Raw genomic sequence first — 2,098 nt, forward strand, 5'->3', positions numbered from 1 at the left:
CACTCCGAAAAAACATTTCCCCCATAAATGCTAGATCTTCCGTTGCCTTTTCGCGTCACAGGCCGTCAAACGCCCGGCCGTTCACAACAGTGATCCGGCAAGTGTTTGGCTGCGCGAGACGATGCTGCAGGGAGTCGTCCTGCATGGCACTTCGCTATGATGCTGCGGTGCCGTCTAACGGCGCCTCGTGCTTGAACGCACTGAACGGCCACCGCGATCAAAATCGATGGTTCGAGGACCGTTGATCATCACCCCGCCAGCCTCGATCTTGTTTGCCGCCACGAGAGCGACACAGAGACTGCTGGTGAAGATGCCCGCCTGCCCGCTATGTTCCGGATGGTTGACCATCCCGGATGGACCCATCGAGGGTGTCAAGGCGAGCATGAGCACAGGCGCGAACAGTTCACGGGCAGGCGCGACGGTGGCCGCAAAGCAACGTCGCGCCAGCATGCGATCTCAGCAGGATCGGCACCATCCTGTCAGGGAGCAATGCGAGTGGCTGGCTTAGCCGCTGCGACGCTGCCCGGCATCGCGTTCAATTGATCTGGCGCCTTAAATGCAGGAAGGCTTCGCGGCCGGTACGAGGCGCATCCCTCCTCCGAAGCAGCACGCCCAAGTATCATCACAAGCCCCGAGCGCCCGCGTTCGGCGATGTCCAATTTCCGACAATGTCGGAATACAGTCAGATCTGCTGGATTGACTTTAAATGGTTTTCTCATTTGGCACAGCGCATGCTGGTTATCCGGAAACACGTGACCGACCAACAAGAAGTCGCATGACACAACCGAAGCCATCCATGTCTGACGGGCTGCCCAGGATACCTACTGCGACCGCGCTTGCCCGGTGACGACCGCTCCGGCTCCGCCCGTTACCGACGAGGCAAAGTGACGGATTTCCTGCGTTTCAACGACATGGAGGTGGTTGTCATTCCCGCTGGGGGACAGACTCGGCCTGTTCAAGGCATTGCGCGAAGGCGGCAAGATGACGGCCACCCGTGCGCGAACTCAAGGAGCGCAGCCTGTATCGTGTATCAGGCAAATAGGCCGTCGGTCAGTGACCTTGACACAGGGGACATGCGCAAGGTCCTGAAGTTTGATGCAGCGATAGAAGGGTGCCAATGACAACAATAGCTTACAGGAACGGAACCATGGCTGGCGACGGCCGAGCCTTGGGTTTTGACTCAGTATCCGTCGGTGAGAAAACGAAGGTGTTTCGCTTATGCGACGGCACACTCATCGGCGTTTCCTCTTCGTCCTTGGGTATTCCAAAGGCCGTTCGAGACTGGGTTGAGAAGGGCATGGATGTTTCTGATATTCCTGTGCCGCGCAACGACGACAATTTTGAATTTGAGGCGCTGATAGTGCGCAAAAATGGGGAAGCCGTATTGTTGGACGGCAATTGGCTGCCAAGTGATCCCGTGAAAGGTGAATATTATGCCATCGGGAGCGGCAAGCAGTATGCTTTGGCCGCGCTGGTTTTGGGCAAGTCAGCTAAGGAAAGCGTCGAAGTTGCCGCGAAACTCGACGTTTGGACTGGTGGCACAGTCACTGCCATAACTCACTAAACCCGCCTTTCGGCGGGAGTGTGACAGTGCGAGCGTGGAAGTAGGGCGCCACCCCGGGGCACGTCGAGCCCTGTCATGTGAGCTGGTCCATAAGCGCGCGAAAGCGTCCAGTTGTGGCCAAAAGCACGATTTGCGACAGAACCGGCCCGCTTCTATGAGTATGGGCCGCTTTTTGCGGCCAGCGTGCTTGCCATCCTGCCGCCAGTGGCCGTCGCCTTCTTCTTCCAAGGTTACCTCGTCATGAAGTAGAGCACCACGATCTTGTCGGAGAGATCGGAAGGCGGACGGCCCTTCCGTCCGCGTCGGCCAGTTCGAAAGGCGGCGCGGCCTGCTCGTCGATCGCCTGGAAGAACCTCTCCGCGCTGTCCCTCATCTTGTCGAGATCGGCGCCCAGATGGTGGGCCAGCGCGGAGGTCCCGAGGATCAGCGCCAGAAATTGAATCGCAAGCGACGGTTTCGCTTTCATGGACAATGCATTCCGGTTGGGGGCGTTCGAGGGCTCCGCGGCTAGGATTGGTCTCACTGTGTCTGCTC

Annotated in this window: 3 protein-coding genes; 1 reads left to right on the plus strand and 2 read right to left on the minus strand. The window is 58.4% G+C overall.

The window, feature by feature from the left end; translation table 11 throughout:
• Nucleotides 1-174 precede the first annotated feature (174 nt).
• Entirely contained in the window at nucleotides 175-450 is a 276-nt protein-coding gene (locus tag EOB49_RS33400) for a hypothetical protein (RefSeq protein ID WP_063169403.1), read from the minus strand.
• Between the two features lie 697 nt (nucleotides 451-1,147).
• Here EOB49_RS33400 and EOB49_RS33405 point away from each other — a divergent pair.
• Nucleotides 1,148-1,564 (plus strand): hypothetical protein, encoded by a 417-nt coding sequence (locus EOB49_RS33405; RefSeq protein WP_063169404.1) that lies wholly within the window; start codon nucleotides 1,148-1,150, stop codon nucleotides 1,562-1,564.
• Nucleotides 1,565-1,802: 238 nt separating this feature from the next.
• On the opposite strand, the gene EOB49_RS33410 is transcribed toward EOB49_RS33405, so the two are convergent.
• Nucleotides 1,803-2,030, minus strand: a complete 228-nt coding sequence (locus EOB49_RS33410) for a hypothetical protein (RefSeq protein WP_206526182.1) — start codon at nucleotides 2,028-2,030, stop codon at nucleotides 1,803-1,805.
• Nucleotides 2,031-2,098 lie beyond the last annotated feature (68 nt).

The sequence above is a fragment of the Mesorhizobium sp. M7A.F.Ca.MR.148.00.0.0 genome, assembly GCF_003997735.1.
In the GTDB taxonomy this organism is placed as follows: Bacteria; Pseudomonadota; Alphaproteobacteria; order Rhizobiales; family Rhizobiaceae; genus Mesorhizobium.